Raw genomic sequence first — 26222 nt, 5'->3', positions numbered from 1 at the left:
CTATCTTTACTAGAGAGACTCCCGGCATCGATGCTATAATATGATGGAACACAGCATAGAGATGCAATCCGAGGGAGAGTTGGCGGGATGTTTTGGAACAAGGCACGCTATTGGTTCATGCAAACTGTTTTTTTAAGGAATCATACCCTTAGCTCCAGGCTTCTTGTCTTTTCCGCGATTCTGGTCATCATCCCGATGCTTATCGTCGGCATGATCTCCTATCAGCGGTCATCCAACGTGCTGCAGAACGAAACCAGGCAATACAGCTGGCAAATTCTCGAACAGGTGAAGTCCCATGTCGAGCATTACGTCCGCGATATTGAGATCATTTCGCTGAAGACCATCAACCATCCCGATATGGGGAAGCTTGTCAAGATGAATACGCTGGATGAAATAAACCAATCCCAGATCCGTCAGCCGATCATGCAGCTTCTCCAGAATTCCGCCTATTCCCGTTCGGACATATCGAATATCAGCTTGTTCCTAAGCGACATCCTGATTCTCGATCTAAGGGGAGACGACAGCGTCGAGCCTCTTGCTCCATTGATGGATGAATATTGGTACAAGCTGGCGCCGGCGAACGGTGAACCCATGCTTGTCAGCCGTGTCATCAAATGGCCGGACCGAACGGAACCGGTTATCTCCATCGTCAAACGGTTGGTCAGTCCCAGTACGCTCAATCCGATCGGGATGTTAATCATCGACGTAAATTATAAGCGCTTTCAAGAAATTGCCGACTTAGTGACGATCGGCAAAACAGGCTATATGTTCATCCTTGATTCCCAAGGCCATTATGTGTACCACCCTGATCTGGAACAGCTCGGAAGCCCGGCACAGCTTGAACAATTGAAAGAGATGCAAAGGATGGAGAGCGGCTCTATACTGTCCGGCGGTCAGGAACCGAACTTTCTTACTTTCAGCCACTCCCACTTTCTAGGATGGACGCTCGTGACGGCAGTACCTTATCGTGAATTGACGGCAGGCATCGGTTATATCGGACGGACGATCATTTGGTCGATTATCATAACCCTCGGCATTGCCTCTTGTTTCGGAATCGGATTGGCATCCAGCATCATTAAGCCAGTCCGCCAGCTGCAGCGTTTAATGAAACGCGTGGAGATGGGCGATTTTACGAACAAGGCCGTTGTCTCCTCCAGAGACGAGCTCGGCACGCTCACCCACGGCTTTAATAAGATGGTGGAAAATCTGAACGAGCTGATGAAAGAGATTTACTTCTCCAAGCTGAAGGAGACGGAGTTGACGCTGCAGCAAAAGGAAATGGAGCTAAAGATGCTGCAGGCCCAAATCAATCCCCACTTCTTGTACAATTCGCTGGAAACGATCCGGGGCATGGCACTGGACCGGGAAATGGACGACATATCGGATATGGCTGCTTCCTTGGCCCGCCTATTGCGATATAATCTGAGAAATCCATCCCCCTACGTAACTCTTAAGGATGAATTGGAAATTTGCGAGAAGTATCTTCGCATTCAGAAGTACCGGTTCGAGGAAAGGCTGGAATATGAATTTTCGATTCCGGAGCGGTTTCTTAATGAACAAATTGCGAAGTTCTCGCTCCAGCCCCTAGTGGAGAATTGCATGGTGCATGGATTCGAATCAGGCGGCGGAATGAGCCGAATTCGCATTATCGCCCATTCGGATGATTCGGATGGGGCATTGTTCATCGTCATTGAGGATACGGGAAGCGGAATAGCGAAGGAACAGTTGCTGCGCATCCAGAATAACCTTTTGGACGGCGACGAAGGATCTTTGCACGCCGGCAGCCATATCGGTCTCCAGAATGTTCACCGCAGGATTGCCCATCTTTTCGGTGAATCATACGGTATCGCGATTGAAAGCGTATTGGGCGAGGGAACCAGGGTGACCCTGCGTCTCCCCCTGCGCCCTGCCGCGGACCGGAATGACTAAGATGCGAGGAGGTCTCCCCTATGTCAAGCATATTGCTGGTAGATGATGAGCGTTGGGTACGAACCGCTTTACGAAAGGTTATCGAACGCAGCGGGCATCCGTACCAAGTCGTGATGGAATGCTCCAATGGACTTGAGGCGCTGGAATGGCTGGAGAGCCATGCTGCCAGCGTTGTAATGACGGATGTGAAAATGCCGGTTATGGACGGCATTGCGCTCGTGCAGCAGCTTCGCGAACGGAAGCAGCAGCCCGAGGTCGTCATGATCAGCGGGTATGACGATTTCCCGTATTTGCAGTTCGCTCTACGTGCTCAAGTCGTCGATTACCTGCTGAAGCCCGTCGAAGTCGACGAAATGAGCAAGTGTCTGGAATCCATACAGGGACGCCTCTCCAAAGCGCAAGCAGATGCCCTCCCCCCGGCTGCTGCGGATGAGTTCGAACAATCGCCGATCCGGCAAGCTATCCATTATATCCACTCCGCCCTGCCCGGAGACATAACGCTACAGGAGGTAGCGGCAAAGGTTCATCTAAACCCTTCTTACCTGAGCCAACTGTTCAAGCAGCAGATGAAAGTTAACTTTACGGATTACGTGCTGGAGAAGCGTATGGAAAAAGCGAAGCAGCTGTTGTCCCAGACGACGCTGCGCGTATCGGAAATAGCCGAACGGGTCGGATATTCGGACCTGGCTTATTTCAGCAACACCTATAAGAGGCTGACGGGAATGACCCCGTCGGAATACAGAAAAAGCAAATCAACCTGTCTTTGAACCCAAAACGGCGGCCTTTTCATCCAATAAGGGATGACGACCGCCGTTTGATGTATAATGGCCTCCATTCGCAGAGGCCATTCTCGGTTATTGCAAGGATTGGGCATCTCGCAGGAGATATTCGGCTGCTGCCGCATCAATAGCTTTGCCGCGGTGAGCCTCTACTAGGCTAATAAAGGGTTTCAATTGGCTCTGATCCAGTTTCTTTTGCAACGTACTCGAGACCGATGTCTTGATCTTGCCTTCCTCCGCAAATCGCTTGACAAGGGCTTTCAAAGACTCGATGTCTGCGTAAGTCTCGAATTTTTCATGTCGAACGGTCTCGTTTCCGGCGCGGTCGGTCGCTTTGACGGTAAAGGTATGAGCGCCGAGCGCCATCGTGTAGAGAGGAATCGCCGCTCCGCTTTGAATATTCTTGCCGTCGAGGGTGGCCGTTGTCTTAACCGGGTCGACTCCTGACATTGCATCCGTTACCCGATAGGCGGGAACCAGATTGCCCGCATTCGGGTACCGCTTCACTTCCGGGGTCATTACCTCAACAACCGGCCCGGTTTGATCAAGGTTGAAGGCAATCGTTTTCGAAGCTTCGCTGTTTCCGGCCGCATCGATAGAGCGGTACTGGATATAATAGTGGCCATCGTCATCGAACGGAACAGGCCCGGTATACGGGTTCCAGGTTTGGCCGTCATCGACGCTATAGGAGGTAGTTGCCACCCCGGATAATCCGTCCGCTGCATGAAGGGTTAAGATTGCTCCCGAATTCATCCAAGTGTCCGAAGCGGCCGCAGTCAAGGTTGCCGTCGTTTCGGGAGCCGTCTTATCCAGGCTGATCGTCACTGATCCATAACCTACGAGCCCTTCTTCATCCGTTGCGGAGCCGGTAATCACCTGATTGGCACCTTCGGTAGAGACGGATTTAGGAGGATCAACTTCAAGCTGTTCATACCAGTTGTTATCCTGTGCTTCGAATGCGACAACCACGTTATGGTTGTACCAGCCGTTTCGATCGGGACCGCGGTCCGGAATCGCCTGCACGACTGGCGGCAGACTGGCGAATTCCAATTGGATGTAGTAGGGACCGCCTGGAGCTAAGCTGGTTTCGTACGGAACGAATCCTACCGCAGTCACTTTGACATGGTGAGCTTGCGTATCTCCCAGATCAGCGACAAACCCGCCAGAGGAAGATGGTTGCGGTACGCCGTCTATTTCAAGGGTATAGGGCCACCCTGGCTGACCCGGCGCATATTCGACATAACCGTAGATGGCCGTGGATGCGGCCGGAGGATCCGTTCGGAAGTCGTAAAAACGGTTGCGGATCATTTCTCGGCTAGTTACGATCACCTCGCCCAGTCCGTGCATGGTGGAAACGTCGCTTGGGATATAGTCCATGCTATAGTGGCCGTTCTCATCGGTAATCGTAGAAGCGAGGACATAGAGATCGCTCTTGGTTACGCGAAGCCCAACGACGACGGGAAGATAAGCGTTGGGGAGATCCGTTCCTTCAATGGTTAGGTTTCCTTCAATGTGGTTGAACGCGGGAAGCTGGTAGTTAAACGAGGTCGCGTGACCGATATTGCGAGCAACGGGCTGCCCGTTCAGCGTGAACGAAATATAGCAGCCGGGGTAGTTTTGATCCGGGAAGGTTCGCTCGAAGGGCGCCATTTGAAAATAGCCGTTTTCATCCGTCACGGCGCTGCCGAGGTGGCGGAAGCCTCCGGAAGAACCTAGAATCATAGGTGAATCCACCGATAGGATAACCCCTTCTGCCGGATTTCCATTCGCATCCGTAATCGTCCCCTCCAGCGGAAGAATGTTGCTGTCTCCAATAGCTTGGACATGACTTAGCGGCAAAAGGGTAAATCCTGAAACCATAAGAACAAACACAAGAACCATTTGCAAAGCCGACCGCTTTCTCAAGATCTATCAGTCCTCCATTCGTTATAAAGAACAACCGAATACAAGGATATCATGATCCGAACCGTATATCCATAGCGAATTATGGCATATTTTGGAAGGATAAATCAGACCCAACTCGTTCCAATGATGACGGACGGATATGGGCAAACGCAAGGGCTGTCTCCTCGCGGAAACAGCCCTTCGTCATCATTATGGACGTCCCTTGCCTGGAAACGTTCCTCCCGTTGCCCCACCGCCTGGGAATTCCCCGGGCTTTTTGCCCGGATCGCCGTTTACGCCACCTCCTGTACCTGGAAAACTGCCGCCCGCGCCGCCGCTGACGACCGTCTCGAATGTAATCGGGCGATGTTCCAGCACGACTGGTTTCTCATACTTCGGTTTGATCATTTGTTCTCACCCCCTTTCGAAACAAGACCAGAGACTCCATATAGTGAATGGAAGCTGCCAAGCTATGGATCGGAGAATCAAAGTCCAGCCATTGATACTGGAGAAACCGGGCATAACGCAGTAATGCATTCTTTTTTTTGCCGCGACCGGCATCGTAATACCACCAATTCCCTCTTCTATTGGCAAGCTTAAGCGGCTTGCGGGCTTCCAAATAAGGAAATTGCTTGTAGACGACGGATAACGTGCTTGCGATCCGCTTATAGGTTCGGTGAATCGACGCATCCTGCAGCAGCCTGTCGAAGCTGATCCGGTCGCCGCTGACTTCGAGCAGTTGAACGATGTCGATCAAATACTTCGGAGAGTCCAGAGCATGCTTCCACCCATGCAGGCAAATCATATAAAATTGATGATATTCCGACAGCTCCATGACCTGCTTATAAGGCTTCAAAGGCTCCGCCTCCCGCCAAAAAGGCGCGATGCTGAAGCTCGAGGTCCCTTCCATCAGCAGCCCCCAGTGCAGCTCGACCGTAAGCGAATGGTTCGTTCCGGCAAGCGGCTTCGAAAAACTGCGATGAAAGTGGGCGCGGATCGGTTTCTCCTCGCAAGTGAATCCAAACTGACGAATACAGGCCTCGGCCCGCTTCATATCGGATTCGTGCAGAAGCAGATCGATGTCCGAGGTGCCTCTTGCGCCGATATGACCAAAATATTTCATGGCGAAACGAACGCCTTTTAACGGAATGACAGCAATTCCCGAATCCTCGAAGGCCTGAAGGATGCGTTCATTCTCATAGTGAATGTATAAATTTGTCCGTACCGTCTCGTCGTATTTGAGTTTCAAACGATCTCGGTACGCTGCGGGCAAGCCGCCCAGCCGCTCCTGCTGTTTGAGAAGCTGATAGACCTGCGGGGTAACATGGAAGTATTCAACGTCATCAAGTGCCGGCTCGAGAATCTCCGGTTCGGACGGAATAGGAACGCTCGTGTCGTAAATCGCCTGCAGCAGACTCCAGATCATCCGTGGCCTCTCCTTTCTTATCCTGCTGCCTGCGGTACATCTCGCGGTAAGGCCCCGCCCGTCCCGCCAACTCTTCATGCCTGCCGGTTTGAACGATCGCTCCCCGGTCAAGGACGACAATGAGATCGGCATGCCGAACCGTCGAAAGCCGGTGTGCGATGATGATTGTCGTGCGGCCTTCCATCAACCCGTCCAAGGCCCGCTGTACCAGAAATTCCGTTTCGCTGTCGAGAGCCGATGTTGCCTCGTCCAGGAGCAGAATCGGCGCATCTCTAAGGATAGCCCGCGCGATGGCCATGCGCTGCCTTTGTCCCCCCGATAGCGTTATTCCTCTCTCGCCGACCTCCGTCTCGTAGCGGTCAGGGAGAGACAGGATATAGTCATGAATATACGCCTGCTTCGCGGCATGTTCGATCTCCCGCTGCGTGGCGTCCGGACGGGCAAGCAGCAAATTATCGCGAATGGTGCCCGAGAAAAGAAACGTCTCCTGCGCGACGAGGGCAAGCGCGCTTCTAAGCTGCGTTGAAGTTAATTCGTCGATGGGCATGCCGTCAAGCATAATCGAGCCGGATTGCGGCCGGTATAGTCCTTGGAGCAGGTGAAAGAGCGTAGACTTTCCCGCTCCGCTCGCACCGACGACCGCAACGGTTTGTCCGGCATGAACCGTAAGGTTGAATCGTTCAATTAGCGGAATTTGATCTTCATAGCGGAAGCTGACGTTCTGGAATTCAATGATTTGCGGGCCGGGGACGGTCATCGGTTCGGGCAGGTCGGGACCCTCGACAGCCTCGCTCAATACCTTTGCAATCCTGTCTGCCGCCGTCGACGATTCCTGGATGCCGATCCACAGACCCGCCATGCCGGTTAACGGATAAAGCAAATGGCCCGATAAATTAACGAAAGACAGAAGAGAACCTATCGTGATGACATGATGGGAGACGAAATAAGCGCCCAGACAAAGGCTCACCAGAAAAATAAAAGCGCCTGCCGCTTGCCCTCCAGCATGAATCCAGCCTTGCAGCCTCATATACTGCTGCTGCAGCACATACAGCTCTCCGTATTTATCCGAATATTTCCGGAACCAAGCCGCTTCCGCCGTAAAAGAACGAATCACGGACAATCCCTGCAGCATATCCGACAAAAAGCTGTTCACGCCCCCGTACAGATCATGAATCGTTCTTGACCGGCGCCTCAGAATGTACCCGAGCAGTGCGCCGGACAAGAGAGCGAATGGGATAATAAGCAGCCCCATTACGGCCATTACCCAATGAATCTGCAGCATATAGACGAATACGGCTATGAATATTAACGGCAGACGGACCCATTGGATGAGACTCCTGCCAATCATTCCGTTGATGCTGTTTATATCCCTATTGAAATGGGTCATCATCTCGCCGGAATGCAGCCGATTCATCCGGCTGGCCGGCAGCAGCAGGATGTGTCGGAGCAGCCGCTCCGACAGCGCCTTCTTCAAGCCGTTCGAGGCCGTGAATTCCAGCCGGATATTCACAAAGTCGGTCGCAATGGTCAATAAACTGAGCGCTATCCCTACAGGGATAAGCCCGTAGAGTTTATCGAAATGCTGCTGTACCGCGGCATCCGTGATTTGTCCGAGAAACCAGGCGAAAGCCAGGGTCAGCGCAATATCGGCCAACACGAGCAGCAGCAGCCCCGCATAGGTTTTTCGCTGTCTGATAAGGTAAGGAGCAAGCAATGCAAAAGCACTCCGTACGCCGCCGAACAATTGGAGAAACCGATGAAACCCCGTCATAGAGAAACCCCGCCAGCGGATCTGGCTTTCTGATAGGATATGTAGCGGTTAAGCCCATGGGACAGGATCGGCAAAGCCATGACCGCTCTCGTCCAGAGAGAGACGAAGCGACCAGACATATGCAGTTCTTTTCTTGATTTCCTGATGCTGTACAGGACGCCTAACATTTGTTCGAGCCGGATAGGTTCGTCGCATCCCAGATTCGAATCCCCCTTGCAAATGTAGAGCAGCAGGTCCTCGCGCCGAATGACGGATAGCAGCCGGTGTGCGATCAATTGGCCCGAATCCGAGCAGAACAGAATAATATCGCCTTTGCCGATATTATCCGCCTGTACGGGACGGAATCGGCATAAGTTGCCCTCGCGGATAAGCGGGAACATGCTGCTCCCTTGGGCCGGCAGCGCAAGCCAGCCGTCTCGTTGCATGATCCTTGTCAGCAATTGAAACTGAGCATCATTTCTCGACTGCTGCAATAAGACCACACTCCATTAGGTCGTGCAGGAATAAGGATATGTCTTGTTCGACGGTTTGGCCCGCCTCTTCGTAATGGCTGCGGACTGCATTCGACAACGAGTCGGCCGAATGGGTCTCGCACAGCAGCGACCAGCAATAACTTGCGACCGGACTGAGCCGGGTAATCGTTAAGCCGTCCGGATTCAGAATCATGGTCTCGCCGTCAAGCTCAATGGCTTCGCAGCCTGGTTTTCGAATGTATAAAGTCATGAGGAAATCAACTCCCAGAAGTAAGGATCCTTGCGGAAATAGAGGTCGTACAACGGAACGAGATGAACGGTTTGTCTCAGAAGTCCGATAATCGCTTTCGTGTCGTCGGTCGAAGGATTCCAAAAAAACACTTTGTCCATTAAACGGATCAATCCTTCCGATCTGGCAATGGGCATTCGCCGGTGCTGTTCGGCTTGGTGAAGCAAATGAATGCTGGAGAGCCTCCATTGTCCCGGCTCTAGAGGAGCCGCAGTCTGAATCTCGCTCCGGAAAGGAGAATGGAAGACGGTAACCTCGTCCGGACGTATGCGAAGGATCGTCGCTTCGTCGGCGATGATTCCTCGCGATTCGGATTCGGATAAGGCCGCCGCGGTAGACTTCCCTGCGCCGGAACGGCCCGTGAACATATGCCCGCCGCAGTTATCCGTTACGCACGAGGAATGAATGAGCAGCCCCCATCCGCTGCGAACAATATAGAGACTGTATAGATGCATAAAAGCATGCTTTAAAGCGAGCTCGTCGTGAAATTTAATCGCAACCTGCTTGCAATCCTCATCCGTCTCAATTATGTAATCCGTTCTAGCATATCGGACTGTCCCGGTATCCGTCTGCTGCTTCCCCACATTGTAATCGACGAACGGCGAACCGTATCCCTCATCCAGATGCACGGCGATAGCCGGCTCGAAATCAAAGGAGCCGCATCTGATAACAGTCGGAAACGTACGGCTGAAGAGTGACATGACCGCGGAAGAGGCAGAAGAAATACGGAGAACATGTTCGCCGATGAAAATATCGATACTCTCCATAAGACCTCCTTCATGTTCTTTATAACGAACGTATGGTCAGAAAAAATCTCTATGAATTTACTATAAATCATTATAGTAGCCTTTACAATAACCTATTTTAATGCTTTTTTTCCACTCGTACCGCTTTGGATGAATTCAAAACGGCCTATCAACCGGGCAAGGCGCGCCTCTGGGCATGCGGGCTGAAAATAGAGTAGCCCCATGAATAAATTCATGGGGCACCATAGATTATTACGTACGCGGGTAGTCGCCTTTTAACCGAACCATCTCCGGAGAAGTCCGGCTGAATGGGCCTTTTTCCCTTTGGCGGAAATACGGGATTCATGTCTGTCGATAAATTGAGAAGCTTGCTCGTTAAACAGCTCGGAATGTGTAACATTGGGAGCATGACCCGCCCCAGGCACCTCGAAAAATTCAGAATTTGGTATCATGGCATGCAGACGACGGGCTTCAGCGGGATCTACAACCATATCCTCGCTTCCCGTAACCACGAAGGTCGGCCGCTCAATCTCCGCCAAAATTTCCCTTGTAGAGAAGCCCTCCCCTTCAAATATTTCCGCATAGTTGGTTCCCCAAGGGTTAGGGAACTCCGATTGGATTAACAGCTCGTACGAATCGGCAGCCTGGATACGTTCGAAATCCATTTTTAGCCGATCCTTTCGAGAAAGGTCATCGTTCGGTTCGTCTGCGGAAAATATCGGCGAACCGATTAAGGTAAGGGAGGCAATGCGCTCGGGATGCAATTTGGCCAGCCATTGGCCGACCATCCCGCCCCATGATGCTCCCATGACATGCACCGGCCTTTCGAAACCAAGTTCATTCAACACTTCTATATAGGCCTGAACGATGCCTGGGAAGGATAAATCGCCGCTCCCTTCGCTTAGTCCAAATCCAGGGCTGTGCACAATGATCATCTGATAGCGATCCGACCATTCTTCAATCTGATAGAGGAACTGTGGCGCAGTCAATCCGTAGCCTGGAATCATTAGCAGCGGCTTACCCCTGCCAACAATGACCACTTCCATTTTGTTGCATGTAGGCGTTCGCAAAGTAAAATGCAGCATTTTGCGATCATGCTTAACGGCAAGGCGCAAATACGCCATGCCAAGATCGATTTTGCCGATCGGTGCCGCTTTGCCTAATCGCATATTGCTCCAATAAGGACTAAATTCATCCTTTCGCAGCTCTTCGCTGACTCCTAGAATAGCGGCTTTGGATGATGCGGTCATTGGTTTCCTTGCCAGCATGGGCAGCCAATAATGCTCTTTGGCAAACGGATAGGTCGGCAATGAAACTTTACGCAGGACCCGATCATGCAGGCGAGTCCAGTCTACATCAAGTCCGGTAGTCCAAAGCGCTGCAATCCGGTATAAGTCGCCCGCTGCAGCGGCCTCATTCGCGGCGTTTACTTCCGCTTCCTTCCAATCGCGATTACGGACGGCTTGACTGCCGTGGAATACGTTCGAGTGCTGCAGCGGCTCGTCGGATGAAGCGAATTGCTGCAAGGCTGCTTGCAGTTCAGCATGCGACGAAGCAATAATAGCCAGCCTCTCTTCCATTGGCTCTCTTCCCGTCTGCAAAGTATAGGCCAAATCAGACAAGGACTGCGTGCCCGCTTGACCCGACTCCAAGAATCCAGCCCATTTCTTCGCATATTGCTTTAAACGGTCTTCATTCTTGGCCGAGATTACGAATAACGCCGAACCCGAAGCATTCGATTGCGCAGCCTGCTGCTCTTCCCTATACTCCTCCAGCACGATATGAACATTCGTACCGCCCTGTCCGAAGGAAGAGATGCCGACAGTGCGGGGCAGCTCTTCACCATTCGCATTCAAATGACGTGCCCAATGGCGGTTTTGCTGCAGCAAATAAAACGGTGAGTTCTGTAAATCCAAATAGGGATTGATCTCATTAAGATGAAGCGATGCCGGAATGATGCCATGCTTCAACGCGAGCAGCATCTTTACCGTGGCCGCAATTCCGGATGCTGCCTCAAGACTGCCGATATTCGACTTAATGGATCCTACGCCTGTGAGCGGTGTCTGCGGCAGAAGCCGTTCCTCTTTCCGATAAAGCTCCCGAAAAGCACGGATTAACGCGTTTACCTCGGTGGAATCGCCTAATGTACTTCCTTCACTATGCGCTTCTATGCAACTGACCGCAGCAGGATCGATACGCCCTTGCCTATATACGCCAGCGATCAGATCGGCTTGTATCTTTGCATTTGCGGTGCCGGATTGAATGCCGCCATGCGTTTCCCCCGAAGCACGGACCAGAGCGTAGATAGCGTCGCCGTCCGCAACCGCTTGGTTTAACGGCTTCAAGAGCAGCGCAGCGATGCCTTCGCCGGGAACGGAACCTTGTGCGTCCTTTGCAAAAGCCATATGCTTCCCGTCTATGCTGTTGCTGCCGAGTTTCTCCCAAGCCGCTATCCGCTGCGGAGAGAGCAGCAACTGGGCACCACCCGCAACAGCTAGCTCGCATTGACCGCTTCTCAATGCCAGGATTGCCTGATGCAAGGCAGCTAATGACGAGGAGCCCCCTGTATCAATAGTGTGGCTTGGTCCTCGCCAATCCATCATGGCGGATATGCGATTAGCCGCTGTCATCCGCGCACTCGCGCTGCAAGCTTCCTCTCCAAGGCCATGTTCCTTCAGAAGATCAACATAATCCGATCCCGACATGCCGACAAATATTCCCGTGCGCGTGCCTGAAAGCTGTGACGGGCGGTAACCGGCATCTTCCAACATACTCCATACGGTTTCGATCAGGATCCGCTGTTGAGGGTCAAGCAGCTCTGCCTCATTCCTGGAAAGAGAGAAAAACTCCGCATCGAATCGATCGATTTGATCTAGAAATGCGCCCCGAAGCATCGAATGATTGCCATCATCGAGAAGCTCCAGCCTGCTGCTCGGCATGAAAGAGATCAAATCGTCATTTTGGACAAGATGCTTCCAAAATTCATTCAAGTCTCGGGAACCAGGAAATCGTCCGCTTAGGCCAATAATGGCTATCGGCTCCAAATCATCCGTCCGTTCTGCGCTCGAGGCTGCTTGAGGCTGGGATAGCCTATTAGATGCGAGGCTGCTATATTTCGAGAACGATTGGAGTTTCTCGGCATAATGGCTGCGCATAACCTCATATTGAATTTCATATAAAAAGCCGGCGAGGCTGTCGAGCGTCGAATACAGCATGATATCGCTCGGACTAAGCTCCAAGCCGTAGGTTTGCTTCAGCCTAAAACTGAAAGAAGCAAATCGAATCGAGTCTAAGCCGTACTCCTCCACGGGCACCTTCGGATCAATGGCTGCCGGCTCCATGCCAAGTATGACCGCGATCATCTCCCGCAGATCATACGCGATCGTGAGCAGCAGAAACTCGTTCGCATCCTCTGCATCAAACGTTTGGAATTCCGCAGGCTTATCCGGCCATTCCGGGGTTGGCTCAACTACTGCAGCTGTTGCTATAGACGACAGCGGCAACGCCTTTTCTTCCTCTCCGTAAATTTCAAGAAGCTCGGCAACCGGTAAGCCGGTTAATGGTTTTCGGTCTATTTTCCGATTCAGCGTCTCCGGATATCGCTTCAGAAAGACGAATAGAGACGGAATCATATATACCGGCAGCTTTTTTTTCAAAATCTCATATATTCGGCTCTTGCCGGGCAGTTCGGCCTGATCGTTCGCAATTAAAAAGGCTGTCAGCTGCTTATTCTGCTGCTCATCCGTCCTAGCAACCACGACAGCCTCCCGAACCTCTTCAAGGCGAAGCAATGCTGCTTCAATCTCGCCGAGCTCGATGCGGAAGCCTCTTATTTTCACTTGATTATCCGCACGACCGATATATTCGATCCGTCCGTCCGGCAGAAACTTGGCAAGGTCCGAAGTGCGGTAAATGCGAGCGCCCGATCCGGGACGGAATGGATTCGGCAGAAACTTTGCCGCATTTTCGTCGTCCCGCTTCAAATAGCCTTGCGCAACCCCGTCGCCGCCAATGTACAGCTCGCCTTCGATCCCCGCTGGCACCGGACGCATCTGATCGTCGAGAATATAACATTCCGTGTTGGCAATCGGCTGGCCGACCGTGATCCTGTCGCCTTCCTGAATTCGGCAAACCGTTGACCAAACGGTCGTTTCTGTCGGGCCAAACATATTCCACAGCTCAACCTCCTGCTTTAAAAGAGCCTGAGCCAGCTGTGAGGACAAGGCTTCTCCGCCGACGAGAATTTTTTTCAGACGCTCATTCTTCGTCCATTGAACGGACAATAGCATCTGCAGCGTCGCGGGAGTAGCCTGAAATACGGTTGCTGCGCTTTGTTCCAAAGCAGCTTTCAGTAGAATTCCATCTTTGGCGATTGCTGAAGGGATAATCTCCGTTCGCCCGCCGACTAACAGCGGCAAGTACAGCTCCAATACAGAAATATCGAATGATATCGTTGTAATGGCCGCCAAGTGGTCGTCTGCCTCAAAACCCGGCTGCTTCGCCATTGAGCATAGAAAGTTGACCATCGCCCGATGAGAGATTTGCACCCCCTTCGGCTTGCCGGTTGACCCCGATGTGAAAAGGATATAGGCTAGATCCTCCGGCATCGCTCCGCCATCGACCAGCGGCATGTAATCTGGTCCATGCTGGACGTTCATCGCTCTCGTGAAGGCAGCAAATTCATTATCAAAACGAATGACGGTCGCCGACGACTTCGGCGCTTGATCTGCGATGGAAGCTTCGGTAATCAGCACCTTCGCTTCGCTAATATCGAGCATATAGGATAGTCGATCACTCGGGAAGGACGGATCCATCGGGATATAGATAGCGCCTGCCTTCTGAACGCCGAGCAATGCAGTGAGCAGGTCAAGAGAGCGCTCCATGAAAATGCCCACATAGGTTCCGTGCACGACGCCAAGCTCATGCAAATAAGCAGCGAACCGCGACGATGCAAGCCGGAGCTCCGCATATGTGATCTGCGAGTTTCCGTATGTCGCCGCGATGCGATCCGGCATCTGCCGGGCAAGGTCATCGAATAAGGCATAAAAGCACTGATCAGAAGGATACTCGGCATCGGTATCATTCCAATCCCTAATGATCCGTTTCCTTTCGTTGTCGGACAACATAACGAATTCGGTTAGCGGTCTATCGGGAGATGCCGCGGCTTCTCCGAGCAGGCTGACAAAATGCGTGCTCATCCGCTTAACGGCATCGATCTCGAACAATGAAGGGTTGTATTTCACGAACAGCTTAATGCCGTCGTCACTGTCATGAAGTTCAAGCGTAAGGTTAAACTCCCCGGTCTGATGAATGCCCGGGATTGCTTCGAAAGGAGCGCGACTCTGCTCATTTTGCTTTGCATCCGCCATTTCGAAGAAGTTTTTGGCCATATTCTGATAATGAAACGAGGCTTGCAGCAGCCCGCTGCCCTTTGTGCCAAGATCCTTCAGCAGGGTAAAAAAAGGATAGCTGCTATGCTCGAACGATTCTAACAAGCTGGCCGATACTTGCTCAAGCAAATGACGAAACGATTGCTTTTGACCGACCTGGGCGCGTACGGGTATCACATTTGAAAAATAGCCGATTACATTTTGGAAACGCGGCTCGGGTCTTCCTAAGAACGGAATACCGAGTATAATATCCTCTTGTCCGCTATAGCGATTCAACAGAACGAAGTAAACCGCCATCATGATGGAAGAGAGTGATGTTCTCGTATCAATCGCCAATGCGCGGAGCTGTTCGATCAACCGGGGATCCAGCTCTTGTTCCAATGAAGCGCCTTGGAAGCCGTTGCCGCCGCTTTGCGTCTTCTGGATAGCCAGCTCCAGGGGCGTAATATCGCCTTCCAGATAATGAAGCCAATATTCACGGTTCTTCTTCGCGCCTTGGTCTGCGAGCATCCCGCGCTCCCATTCAACAAAGTCGCGATAGGTTGCCTCAAGCGGCGCCAGCCGAACGGGCTGTCCCGTCAGTTCTCCCGAATAGGTCTGTATCAGCTCTTGCAGAAATAACACAGAAGACATGCCGTCGGTTATGAGATGATGGAAGACGAGCAGCAGAACAGCAGAGCCGTCCTGCTGCTTGCCGATCATCGCTCTGCTTAACGGTCCCTTCTCCAGATCAAAAGGAAGATGCGCCTCCGCCAACAGCTTATCCTTCAACTGCTCTTCCGAAGCAACCTCCATATCCTGGACAATGAGGGTTAACGGCATGTCCGGGTGCACGGTTTGCATAGGCTCCTGGCCTTGGACATTCATCGTAATGCGCATCGAAGGATGCCTGTCCACCAGCCTGCTGTACGCCCGTTTGAATACTTCAGGATCAATTCCGTCACGTACACGGAACGAGAGCGGAATGTTATACGCATAGTTGTCAGGAGACAGCCGGCATGCCGTCCATACCGCTGTTTGCGCTTCGGAAAGCGGAAAGCTCACCGGCTGCCGAAACTGACGAGCCTCATGAAGATCCGGATTCGCAAGCTGATTGATCAGACCGTACGCTTCCGATACACCGATTTCCCCTTTCTCGACACGCTGGAATATCTCCGCTTTGCTAAGCTTCATCCTGCTCCCTCTTTCTATCCGATAATGTAACCATCGCTTCGAGCGCAAGCGCCCGATCTGCCGATATTGTTCCTTCTTGCAGTGCGGTCAGCAGGAAGGTCATAAAGCTGCGAACGAATGGCTCATCTAGATCCATCGGTTGTTGAATGGCCAATTGCGTTGACGAAGAGGGCCACTTTTCGATGCCATTCCCCATCAAATAGCCGGCTATTTCTCGAATCGTGTTATGCTCGAACAGCACGGCCATATCGATCTTCTGCCCAAATTCCTTCTCGATCTGAGTATTCCAACGGATGCCTACGATGGAATCAAATCCGTATTGCTGCAAATTCGCGTCGAGCTGAAGCTCATCGGCCGGGATCTTCAGTATAGCGGCCATCATTTCCTTCAACCGAAACTGTACCTTCTCTTCCAAGCTTGCGGCGCGATGGACGTCCGGCGCTGCTGATGCCGCTGCTGATTCGGAAAAGTGAAGCTGTTCCGATGCACGTATGTTAGCTCTGCCGCTAACTGGCTCCTCCGTATGCGGCAGCCAGCAGCGAAGCTGTGCGAATGGATAGGCGGGCAGCGAGATTCGGCGAGGTTTAACCTTATGCAGCCGCTCCCAATTCACCTTGTCTCCTTGCAGCCATGCTTGTGCGAGCAGTACGGTATTGTCAAGGCGTATCGCTTCGTCAATATTACCCTGGACGGCAGTTCTCGCCGTACCTACTACATGGGCGCGAAGCAATCCGGATTCCGTTCGGCCTTCACAGAAGGCTGTGAGCTTATCCAGCATTTCCTGCGAGCTGGAGGCCAAGACCGCGACGCGTTCTTCGAAGCTTTCGCGGCCCGTCTGCAGGGTATACGCTATATCGGCAAGAGCGGGGCCGTCCCAAGCCGGAACAACGGATTCGAATCCTTCTCCGTTCAACTGGACCTTTAAGGTTTCTCCCTGTCCTCTTAGAAGCTGATCCGTCAAACCGTTCAACGTCAGTTGGCCGGACAGCTCGAACGCCGTCAGTTCAAGCCCGTAAACTCGATTGAGACGATCGACGACATCGGATAGAATTAATGCATCCATACCATAATCCTCGAACGCGGCCTCCGGGTCTATCTCATCGGCGCGGATGTCCAACAGCTCAGCCACTATAGCCGCCAGAACATTGTTCAGATTTATTTTCAAGGCATCGATGTTATCCCGTTTCTTGGACAAACGTTGCAGATTCAGAAAATCAAGCAGACGCGTCGCCATTTCCAACAGCCGCTCCTCGTTTTTCGCGGAAAGCACAATCGCATGCAGCTGATTGGACCCATTGGAACTTGTACTCGGAATGGACTTGGATTCGTATTCCTCCAGAATCAAATGAGCGTTAGAGCCTCCGGCCCCGAACGCGGATATACCGGCACGCCGCGGCAGGCGCTCCTTGCTCCCCTGATCATCGACCTCTGTCTGTTCCCATGCGGCAAGCTCGCGTTGAACAATGAAAGCAGAGTTGTCGAAATCGATACCCGGATTCAAAGCTTCCGTATGCAAAGACGGAACAAGCTGCTTGTGCTTCATCTGCAGCAGCACCTTTGTGATTGCAGCGATGCCGGCAGCCGACTCAAGATGCCCAATGTTAGACTTGACAGAGCCTATCGAACAAAAATTCCTTTCCTTTGTATCAGCGGCAAAAGCCCTCATCAGACCGGCTATCTCAATCGGATCACCCAAAGATGTTCCCGTTCCATGCGCTTCCAAGTAAGTGATCGTTCGGGCATCTATATTGGCCTTTTTCAATGTGCTGCCGATAAGCTTAGCCTGGGCTCCCGGATTCGGGACCGTATAGCCGTTTGTTTTGCCGCCATGATTGATGGATGAAGCTTTAATTACAGCATAGATTTGATCGCCGTCCGCTATCGCTTTTTTCAAGGGCTTGAGAAGCACCGCACCCGCCCCTTCGCCGGGGACATACCCGCTGCCGCCTTCACCGAATGATCGGCAGCGGCCGTCGCTGGATAGAAACCCGGTCTGGCCGAGCAACACATATTTCATCGGATGTATCGACAGATTCACGCCCCCTGCGATCGCAGCATCGCACTCGCCCCGGAGCAAGCTTTCACAGGCAAGATGCACGCTTGTCAGGGAAGACGAGCACATTGTATCCAAGGCGATGCTTGGCCCGGCAAAATTAAAATGATAGGAGACACGGTTCGCGATCGATGAATGAAAGGATCCCGTCACGGGAGCAGTGCCCGTCTTCATGCCATCCAGCGTATACAACTGGTAATGCCCGTACATAGCGCCGACATAAACGCCGACATTGGCGTTCGCAAAGCTTTGACGGGTATAGCCCGCATCCTCAAGCGTCTCATAGACCGTCATGAGAAACAGCCGCTCCTGCGGATCCATGTAATCCGCTTCGGACGGCGATATTTGGAAGAACAACGGATCGAACTTATCCACATCGTCCAGGAAACCTCCCCACTTGCCATAGGAAGAGCCGAGCTGATCGCGTTCTTCGCTGTAATAACGTTCGAGATCCCAGCGTTCAGACGGAATTTCAGTGATACTGTCTTTGCCGGCCTTCAAATTCCCCCAAAATTCGTCGATATTTCTCGCCTGCGGATAACGTCCGGCAACCCCGATAATGGCAATCTCGTCCTTCGTCGATTGATCGTCTTGTAAGACCGATTCCTTCATTGTCGACGTTTGACTCGATTGATTCGCTTGTTTTGGTTGGCTGGCAAACCTCGAGCGCCGTCCACCCGACTCTTCTCGTTCGCGCGGTCGATGATCCGCTTGAGCGTCCGGCATCCCGAAGGCGATCGCGGAAGGCTTCTGCGCTTGGGGCTTAGAATCTGCCATGTCAAGCAGCCGGGCACGATGATTGTCCGCCATGTAACCCGCCAGCTCCGCCAAAGTCAAATATTCAAAAAATAACGTTTTCGGCAGCGTTCCGAAATAAACCTCCAGATCCTGCGTCAACTTGGCAACCATGACGGAGTCGAGTCCGTATTTCTCCATCGGCTCCTCTGCATCAAGCCTGTCAATTGGAAGCTTGATCGTCTCGGATACAATCCGCTTCAGCAATTGTTCCGCCTGTTTACGCAAATCATCTGTTTCCGCCTCAGTCTGCTCGCTTATCGCAGCACCAGCCGGCTCCATCATCGGCAGGAGCGCTGCCGGCCTGTTCGATTCAGAAATATGCCGCCGCAAGACCTCGACATCGCCTTTCAATTGAACCCACTGCGAAGCCTGCGAGCGCAAACCTGCCTCAAATGCTTTTAGTCCCGTTTCAATATCCAGCGGGACCATCCCCGTCTGCTTCTTCATCTGCTTGATGTCCGCGTCCCGAACCTGCATCCCTCCGCCTGACCAAAGCGGCCAGTTGAAGGAAATGGAGCGTCCATACCGCTTCCCGCTGTTTTTCAATTGCTCGCGGCGTTCAGCAAAACTGTCCATAAACCCGTTGCCGTACGCATAATCGCTTTGCCCGACACTGCCGATCACCGCAGCCGTCGAGGAGAACAGCGCAAAGAAATCCAGCGGCTCATTGGCGCTGGCCTCATCCAAATAAGCGGTGCCGTACACTTTAGGAGCGAATACAGCCTCCATCTCGATGTCCGTTTTGTTCGGAAGAAAGGAATCGCGCAGCACGCCCGCGCTATGGATTACCCCATGAAGCGCTCCAAAGTGCCGCTTGGCCTGATCGACCATATGCAAGGCATCTGCACGCTTTGCCGCGTCTGCTTGGACATAGACGGCTTCGCCGCCCAAGCTTCGAATGCGCTTCAGCTTCTCCTCTATTTCTTGGCCGGGGGCCGAGCGGCCGGTCAGAATGAGCCGAGCCTTCGCCGTGCGGGCCAAATGCTCGGCAAACAGCATACCCAGTCCGCCTGCACCGCCGGTTAGGAGATAAACCCCATTTTGACGATAGGGCACTTCCGTCTCACGATCAGGCTGTACGGGAATAAACCGCTTCGCATATCGAAGGCCTCCGTCTGCATAGCGCACTTCCACATCGCCGGATGCAGCTTCACGTCCAACTATAGAAGCAAGTACCGCAGGCTGAAGCATACTTGGCACTTCAACCGCCTTCAGCAGCAAATTCGGCTGCTCTAGCCGAACTGCTCGCGCAAAGCCGGACACAGCCGCATGATGCGGTCCGATACTGCCATCGTTCTCATAGAGATAAAGAACCGGGAGCGGCTGCCGCAGACGGTGTTGAACGAGCGCCTGGCTCAGATGCAGCAGCGAGTAAACGCTCTTCTCGAGCGCCTCGGCCAACTTCGCTTCTTCCACAAGAAACGAGCTTTTCGACCATGCGATTAGCACTGTTTCTGCTCGAAGCTGCTTGCGCTCAAGGGCTTCAAGGAGATTCACGTAATCTTGCGTATGATCAGGCTTCACCTCGTATCGGTCATCGCCCAAATCACGATAGCCCTCTCCGGGCTGAACGAGCACCACGCGGGACGAATTCACAAGCAAAGCCTCATACAAAGCGGTGCCGGTATCGAACACCAGGACGACTCCGTAACGAGTCCCGGCATTCAGATCCGCCCTCGCCCATTCCCTTGTGAATGCGACAGTTCCTTCGGATTGCTGCTCCATCCCTTTCAACAGACGAAATGCCTCGGCTGAAGTCAGCTCCTTGGCAGCAAGCCGTTGAAGGATATCGTTTTGGCCTATGCGGCTCATTAGATCAACTCTCCTATCCGTTTCTCGGCTTCCTCTAATCGAAAGCTTCCGTTTTCCACCATTTGCAGCAACTCCATTAATCGATCAGCTTCCGATTTCTCCTCCTGTCGGAACGCCTTCAAGGTGAAGTCGCGGAGCTTAACGAGCACTTTGCCCGATTGATCAAGCAGCTCCACTTGAAAATGCAGCATCGGCGCTTCCTTCTTGTTGCTTTCGATTCGCGCAGCATGCACATACAGCACTTCTTCGAGTGACGCCATACACTCCACTTCGCTGATCGAGAATGGCAAATACGCCATTCCCGGCTCGCGATTGCCGATTATAGCAGCGACTGTCTGCAGTGCGCCGTCCATAAGTGCCGGATGAAGCCCATAGGCTTGAAAATCAGCTTTATGCTCCTTTGGCAGCACAAGCTTGGACAGCGCCTCCGATTCAGAGCTTCGCAGCTCTGCGATCGCCTGCATGCCTGCGCCATAGGCAAAGCCATAATCGCGGAACGATGTATAAATGTCGGCTTGGCTCTGCATATCACGGCAACGCTCCCGTATACTTGGCAAATCAATAGCTTCCGGAACGCATGGATCGAACGCAAGCGTACCCGAGGCATGTATGCTGCGTTCTCCCGCCGCATTCATCGTGAACGCCTGAAAAGCGACGTCGTCATCAAATGGACTTGGTTCCAGCAGCATTTGCACATCAACCTGTTCATCGGCATAAACCGGTAATGTCCATGCTACATTTTTCAGTCGGCGAACCGATTCTTCGGCAGCCATTTCGCCTGCGGCAAGCGCCATTTCCAAATAAGCAACGCCCGGCAGCAGCTTCCTGCCATTCACAATATGATCTCGGAGGAAAAACTCTTCGCCGGTAAAGCGTGTCGAGAATTTCTGTTCCTTAAGCGTCGAGATATTATGGCCAAGCATCGGATGGAGCTTCGATGGTTCTCCATGACGATGAGCGATGCTTCCGCCGATAAAGTTCGGCACCCAATAGCGTTCCCTTGCGAACGGATAGGTTGGCAGAGAAATTTTACGAACGCAGGCCAGGTCGTGCAGAAGGTTCCAATCGATATCGACGCCGTTAATCCAAAGCTGAGCCAGCTTCGATAGCTTTTTATCCTGCAGAACAACCTCCAAATAGGGATTGAATTCTCGGCCGTCCAAAAGCAGCGCCAGCGCTCCGCTGTTTCGGCGCGTGTTCCCCGTGAATACGCCTGGAAGTTCCTTCGAGCCTTGAGCTTGCACATAAATCAGCAGCTTCTCCTGCAGCTCCTGTATCGAGCTCGCAATAATCGCAAGGCGCTCCTCCATCGCTTCCCGGCCGACCTGAGAAGTATAGGCAATGTCTTCAATGGCTGCTTCTTCTCCGCTTTGTCTTAGCGAGGCCGCAAAGTCATGCATCGACGAAGCGTAAGCTCTCAACCGTTCTTCATTGCGGGCAGACAGGATGACGATCTGCGGAATCGTCTGTGCAGGGCGAGGCCTCGGCGCGCTCATGAACTGTTCTAAAATAAGATGAGCATTCGCTCCTCCCGCACCAAATGCGGATATGCCGGCGCGTTTTGGCAATTGCGTCATGAATCCATTCTCGTCACGGCCAACCGGGTTTTCCCACTTCTCCAGCTTACGCTGGACCCGGAAGGGCGAACGCGCGAAATCGATCTTCTTGTTTAACGTCTCTGCATGCAGGGAGGGCACAAGCTCGCCATGCTTCATTTGCAGGAGAATCTTCGTTAGGCCTGCAATGCCCGCCGCCGACTCCAGATGACCAATATTCGTCTTCACGGAACCGATCGCGCAATGCTGTTTTTCTGTTGATGATCCAAAAGCTTTGGTAAGCCCGTTAATTTCGATTGGATCTCCAAGCGAAGTACCTGTACCATGTGCTTCAAGGTATGTGATCGTACTTGGATCAACGCCAGCCTTCCGCATCGCATTCGCGATCACTTCCCCCTGTGCGGTCGGAGTCGGGACGTAATAACCGCCTGATTTGCCTCCATGGTTGATCGCGCTTCCCTTGATGACCGCATAGATCTGATCTTGATCGGCTATCGCTTTCTTCAGCGGCTTCAGCAGTACGGCACCTACGCCTTCGCCTGGCACATAACCGTCGCCGCCTTCTCCGAACGCCCGGCAAAGACCTTCGCCCGAAGCGAATTTAGCCTGCGATAGAAGGAGGTATTTGTTCGGGTGGATCGATAAATTAACCCCGCCCGCTATCGCCAATTCGCAATCCCCTCGCCGAATGCTCTCGCAGGCATAATGAATCGATGTGATCGACGAGGAGCACATCGTATCCAGGGCGATACTCGGACCTTGGAAGTTAAACACATAGTTCACACGATTAGCAATGGAGGAAATATTCGCTCCGAGAGCCAATTTATTGCCGCGCAATGCCTCTTCTGCTCCTAAGAGCTGGTATTGCGACCACATGACGCCGACAAAAACACCTACTTTGTTCGTGCCAAGCCCTTTCCGCGTTGTACCGGCATCCTCGACCGTTTCCCAGACTGCCTGAAGGAATAAACGCTCCTGCGGATCCATATATTCCGCTTCCAATGGCGAGATGTTGAAAAATAAGGGATCGAACTTATCCGCATCATCGATAAAGCCGCCCCACTTCGCATAAGTGGAGCCTGCCTTGCTTCTATCTTCGGAGTAATCCTCTCTGTAATCCCAGCGCTCAACCGGAATCTCCGTAACCGAGTTGCGTCCCGATCGCAGGTTTTGCCAAAATTCGCGCAGGTTAGCCGCCTGCGGATAACGCCCTGACATACCCACGATGGCGATGTCATCCTCCTCATAGGCCGGCTTCTCCTTGCTTGCTGAAGAGGAGGGCGAGGGTGAAGCTGCTGACATCTTCGGTGCTGTCGATGACGTCGATGATGCCATTGTCGGTTTGGCCGACGGCGCGGTGAGCCCTTTCACAAGGCGTTCACGATCACCTTCGACCACTACAAGACCGGTATCGCCGAGCAGGAACGACTGCTCGAAGGCAAGCAGCCCGCTGCTCGTCCGCATCGCCGATATCCCCATCTGCTCGAACATGAATGCCGCTGTGCTGTCGTCTAGCTGCATACCGCCTTCTTTCCAGAGCGGCCAGTTAATCGATATCGAGCGACCAGCTCTCTCTCCCTGCTCCTTCAGCTCGTTCCGCCTGATCATATAGGCGTCTAGAAATGCGTTTGCATAGGCATAATCTGCCTGTCCGGCATTGCCCAGCGCGGCGATGGAGGAGAAGCACACAAAATAATCAATGGCTTCAGCTCGCAGCGCTTCATCCAGCAGGACGGTCCCTTGCACTTTCGGAGACAGCACCGCTTCCATGTCCGCCGCCGTCTTTTCGACGATCAATGAATCACGGGTAATGCCAGCGCTATGGATCACGCCGTCAATGCGGCCGAATTTCCATTTGGCCTCGCGAACGAGCCGCTCTGCGTCCTCGGTTTTCGAAATATCTGCTGCTATGTAGAGCACCTCAGCGCCTAACGCTTCAAGCTTATTTAGCTGTACGGCTTTGTCCTCTCCCAGAGGAGAACGGCCAGTCAGAATAAGCTTAGCCTTCACACGCTCAGCGATATAAGTGGCGAAGAGCAGGCCTAAGCTGCCTGCTCCCCCAGTAATTAAATAAACGCCGCCATGCTTGAGCGGCACTGCAGCTTCGGCTGCCTGCACCGCTTTCCGTTCAACAAGCTGCTTTGAATAACGTCTTCCTGACTCGTAGCGAATTTCCGCGGCATCCTCTGTCAGCCATTCCGCAGCTGCAAGCTCAGCAAGCTGCGGCCCTGCAGCAGAACCGCCGCGGAGCTCGACTGTTTTGTAGAACAGACGAGGATTCTCGCGATGCAGCGTAAGCGCAAATCCGCCTGCCGCCATATGCTGAGGCTCCGTACCGTCCTTCGCCGTATAGACATACAACAAGCGAGTCTTCTCCTTCGGCTTGTGCTCGAGCAAGGCTTGCGTGAGATGCAGCAGGCTTTGCAGACCATTAATATGGTAGGCCGTCATTGCCTCCTCATTCGCTGAGAACGCCTCATCCGCCCATCTGTGCAGGATGTTAACCGGCAGCACATTACTCCTCTTCAGCTGGGTCACGAGCTGACGATACTGCTCCGGAGACGCAGGGTCTATCTCATACTTGCCGCCGCCGAGATCCCTGTAACCTTCGCCTGGTTGAACGAGCAGAACCCGAACCCCTTCAAGCTTCGAGCGAAGCGCGCTGAACAATTGCTCATCTTTGTCAACAAGCAGCACCGGACCGCGCAGCCCTTCAACAGCTTGCATATTCGCTAGCTCCGCTCGTTTCCAGCCATGCTGAAAGTAGACGGTATCGATGTTCGAATTCAGCTCCGAGCTTTGAACGGGCTCGTTGCCCCTTCCACGGTATGCCGCGGCATGTTCCAGAGCCAGGAACGCAGCCAGCGCATTCACATTCGTATATTCAAAGAGCAGCGTCGGGTAAAGTTGAATGGCAAGCTTCGCTTCAAGATCCTGTACAAGCTTGAGCAGGTTTCCCGAGTCGAGGCCCTGATCATAAAAGCCGGCCTCTTTGTCCACTTCCCTGGGCGGCTTGCCCAGCATCTCGCCGATCATCATACATAGATCTTTCTCGATTAGAGGCAGAAGCTCCTCGGATGAGTCGGATTTGTTGGATACATTGGATGCATTGAATACATTGGATGCGACCGATGCGCCGGAGTCCTTCTTCACCTGCGCGGCTGGCACCGCCGGCGTCTCAATCTGCTCAGGCGCCAAGACGGCAGCCGTATCAGTCTCCTCATTCTTTCCATGCAAATTCCGTATCAGATCACGTGAACGAATACGTTTCGTCGTGAATCGGTGCATCACGGCAGCCAATCGTCCGTCTTCATCGTATAATTCGACATCCGAGTAGATGACATCGCCTGATGCCGATGTGATATTGGACGCTTGCGGTACGAATACATAGCAGCGGTCATACAGTCTGCCGGCCGGACGAAAGGACTCGATACAGATCGGAATATAAGGCTTAAGCTCCGAATCCGCGACCTCATTCAGCTTCATCGTTCTTGTAAGGAGATTCGCTTGTATGATCGTCGAGCAATCCAGAAACACCGGATGAAGCATAAAGCTGGGAGCGACCGATTCCGCAAGCCCGCTCAAGTGAATTTCAGCCAGTACGCCGTCTGTTGTCTCGTAGAGAGTTCCGCGAGCTTTCATAAACTCGTAGTGGTTGATTTCGACTCGGCGCATAAACGCATAGGCATCCTCCAGATCCGATTGGCGCCGGGAGCCCTGCATCATGGCCTGGAGATCGATAGTCTTGCTCATCTCCTCCTCGTGGACATAAAGCTCGGCCGTTAAGTTGAGATCCCACTCTGGAGCAAGCGCTTTGCCATTCTTTACGCGCTGGCTCTTCGCTTCGATTTTCCAGTGGTTTCTCGATTTCGTTATAGTGAATTGCACACTGCGGTCGTGACCGGATGAGGTATCCACAGGAGTGAGGAACAGCACATTGCGCAGTTCCAGCCGAGCCAGCGGAAATCCCTTGCTCTCCAGCCCGCGCAAAATGGTGTCCATCCAAGTGACGCCCGGTACCATGCGCACATCGTGAACATGATGATCGCGAACGATATAGTTATCGTTTTCCATCATCAGACTGAATTTATAGTGATTAGCTTTTCCGTTTATCGTTTCCGTTCCCTTTCCCATTCCCATGTC

12 protein-coding genes are annotated in these 26222 nt (G+C 52.8%); 2 read left to right on the top strand and 10 right to left on the bottom strand.

Translation table 11 applies throughout. The annotated features are described in order from the left end of the window. The first annotated feature begins 87 nt into the window (after positions 1-87). Both J2T14_RS05795 and J2T14_RS05790 read left to right on the top strand, forming a co-directional pair. Positions 88-1929, top strand: coding sequence for a sensor histidine kinase (locus J2T14_RS05795; RefSeq protein ID WP_307468823.1), 1842 nt, complete (start codon positions 88-90; stop codon positions 1927-1929). A 20-nt stretch (positions 1930-1949) separates the two neighbouring features. Beyond that, positions 1950-2696, top strand: coding sequence for a response regulator transcription factor (locus J2T14_RS05790; protein WP_307468821.1), 747 nt, complete (start codon positions 1950-1952; stop codon positions 2694-2696). An 87-nt stretch (positions 2697-2783) separates the two neighbouring features. Here the strand turns inward: J2T14_RS05790 and J2T14_RS05785 are convergent, their stop codons facing one another. The 10 genes from J2T14_RS05785 to J2T14_RS05740 all read right to left on the bottom strand — a co-directional run bounded on the left by J2T14_RS05785 (position 2784) and on the right by J2T14_RS05740 (position 26213). Next, on the bottom strand, positions 2784-4613 hold the full coding sequence (locus tag J2T14_RS05785) for an OmpL47-type beta-barrel domain-containing protein (RefSeq protein WP_307468819.1): 1830 nt from the start codon (positions 4611-4613) through the stop codon (positions 2784-2786). A 189-nt stretch (positions 4614-4802) separates the two neighbouring features. Continuing rightward, positions 4803-5000 (bottom strand): hypothetical protein, encoded by a 198-nt coding sequence (locus J2T14_RS05780; RefSeq protein WP_307207295.1) that lies wholly within the window; start codon positions 4998-5000, stop codon positions 4803-4805. Continuing rightward, a complete protein-coding gene (locus J2T14_RS05775) occupies positions 4981-6018 on the bottom strand; it encodes a nucleotidyltransferase domain-containing protein (protein ID WP_307468816.1) in 1038 nt (345 codons plus the stop codon). The genes J2T14_RS05780 and J2T14_RS05775 overlap by 20 nt, the downstream gene beginning before the upstream one ends. Continuing rightward, entirely contained in the window at positions 5936-7789 is a 1854-nt protein-coding gene (locus J2T14_RS05770; protein WP_307468814.1) for an ABC transporter ATP-binding protein, read from the bottom strand. Before J2T14_RS05770 ends, J2T14_RS05775 begins: the two co-directional genes overlap by 83 nt. Then, on the bottom strand, positions 7786-8262 hold the full coding sequence (locus J2T14_RS05765) for a hypothetical protein (RefSeq protein ID WP_307468811.1): 477 nt from the start codon (positions 8260-8262) through the stop codon (positions 7786-7788). The genes J2T14_RS05770 and J2T14_RS05765 overlap by 4 nt, the downstream gene beginning before the upstream one ends. Further along, positions 8243-8512, bottom strand: coding sequence for a PqqD family protein (locus tag J2T14_RS05760; RefSeq protein WP_307207304.1), 270 nt, complete (start codon positions 8510-8512; stop codon positions 8243-8245). The genes J2T14_RS05765 and J2T14_RS05760 overlap by 20 nt, the downstream gene beginning before the upstream one ends. Further along, positions 8509-9318 carry a hypothetical protein gene (locus tag J2T14_RS05755; RefSeq protein WP_307468809.1) on the bottom strand — a complete coding sequence of 270 codons (810 nt, stop codon included), beginning with the start codon at positions 9316-9318 and terminating at the stop codon, positions 8509-8511. The genes J2T14_RS05760 and J2T14_RS05755 overlap by 4 nt, the downstream gene beginning before the upstream one ends. A 254-nt stretch (positions 9319-9572) precedes the next feature. Further along, positions 9573-15860, bottom strand: a complete 6288-nt coding sequence (locus J2T14_RS05750; protein ID WP_307468808.1) for a non-ribosomal peptide synthetase — start codon at positions 15858-15860, stop codon at positions 9573-9575. Beyond that, positions 15850-20523 carry an SDR family NAD(P)-dependent oxidoreductase gene (locus J2T14_RS05745; protein ID WP_307468805.1) on the bottom strand — a complete coding sequence of 1558 codons (4674 nt, stop codon included), beginning with the start codon at positions 20521-20523 and terminating at the stop codon, positions 15850-15852. The genes J2T14_RS05750 and J2T14_RS05745 overlap by 11 nt, the downstream gene beginning before the upstream one ends. Next, positions 20523-26213: an SDR family NAD(P)-dependent oxidoreductase gene (locus J2T14_RS05740; RefSeq protein WP_307468801.1), complete on the bottom strand. Its 5691-nt coding sequence runs from the start codon at positions 26211-26213 to the stop codon at positions 20523-20525. Before J2T14_RS05740 ends, J2T14_RS05745 begins: the two co-directional genes overlap by 1 nt. Between the last annotated feature and the right edge of the window lie 9 nt (positions 26214-26222).

Origin of the sequence: Paenibacillus harenae (assembly GCF_030812415.1) — a bacterium.
Lineage (GTDB): Bacteria > Bacillota > Bacilli > Paenibacillales > Paenibacillaceae > Pristimantibacillus > Pristimantibacillus harenae_A.
The sequence above is the reverse complement of the archived record's forward strand: the minus strand, read 5'-3'. Positions and strand labels throughout refer to the sequence as shown.

What these genes read in the sequence shown, in the direction of transcription:
- J2T14_RS05795 (WP_307468823.1), top strand. Translation starts at nt 88, where the DNA reads ATGTTTTGGAACAAGGCACGCTATTGGTTCATGCAAACTGTTTTTTTA.
- J2T14_RS05790 (WP_307468821.1), top strand. Translation starts at nt 1,950, where the DNA reads ATGTCAAGCATATTGCTGGTAGATGATGAGCGTTGGGTACGAACCGCT.
- J2T14_RS05780 (WP_307207295.1), bottom strand. Translation starts at nt 5,000, where the DNA reads ATGATCAAACCGAAGTATGAGAAACCAGTCGTGCTGGAACATCGCCCG.
- J2T14_RS05775 (WP_307468816.1), bottom strand. Translation starts at nt 6,018, where the DNA reads ATGATCTGGAGTCTGCTGCAGGCGATTTACGACACGAGCGTTCCTATT.
- J2T14_RS05770 (WP_307468814.1), bottom strand. Translation starts at nt 7,789, where the DNA reads ATGACGGGGTTTCATCGGTTTCTCCAATTGTTCGGCGGCGTACGGAGT.
- J2T14_RS05760 (WP_307207304.1), bottom strand. Translation starts at nt 8,512, where the DNA reads ATGACTTTATACATTCGAAAACCAGGCTGCGAAGCCATTGAGCTTGAC.
- J2T14_RS05755 (WP_307468809.1), bottom strand. Translation starts at nt 9,318, where the DNA reads ATGGAGAGTATCGATATTTTCATCGGCGAACATGTTCTCCGTATTTCT.
- J2T14_RS05750 (WP_307468808.1), bottom strand. Translation starts at nt 15,860, where the DNA reads ATGAAGCTTAGCAAAGCGGAGATATTCCAGCGTGTCGAGAAAGGGGAA.
- J2T14_RS05745 (WP_307468805.1), bottom strand. Translation starts at nt 20,523, where the DNA reads ATGAGCCGCATAGGCCAAAACGATATCCTTCAACGGCTTGCTGCCAAG.
- J2T14_RS05740 (WP_307468801.1), bottom strand. Translation starts at nt 26,213, where the DNA reads ATGGGAAAGGGAACGGAAACGATAAACGGAAAAGCTAATCACTATAAA.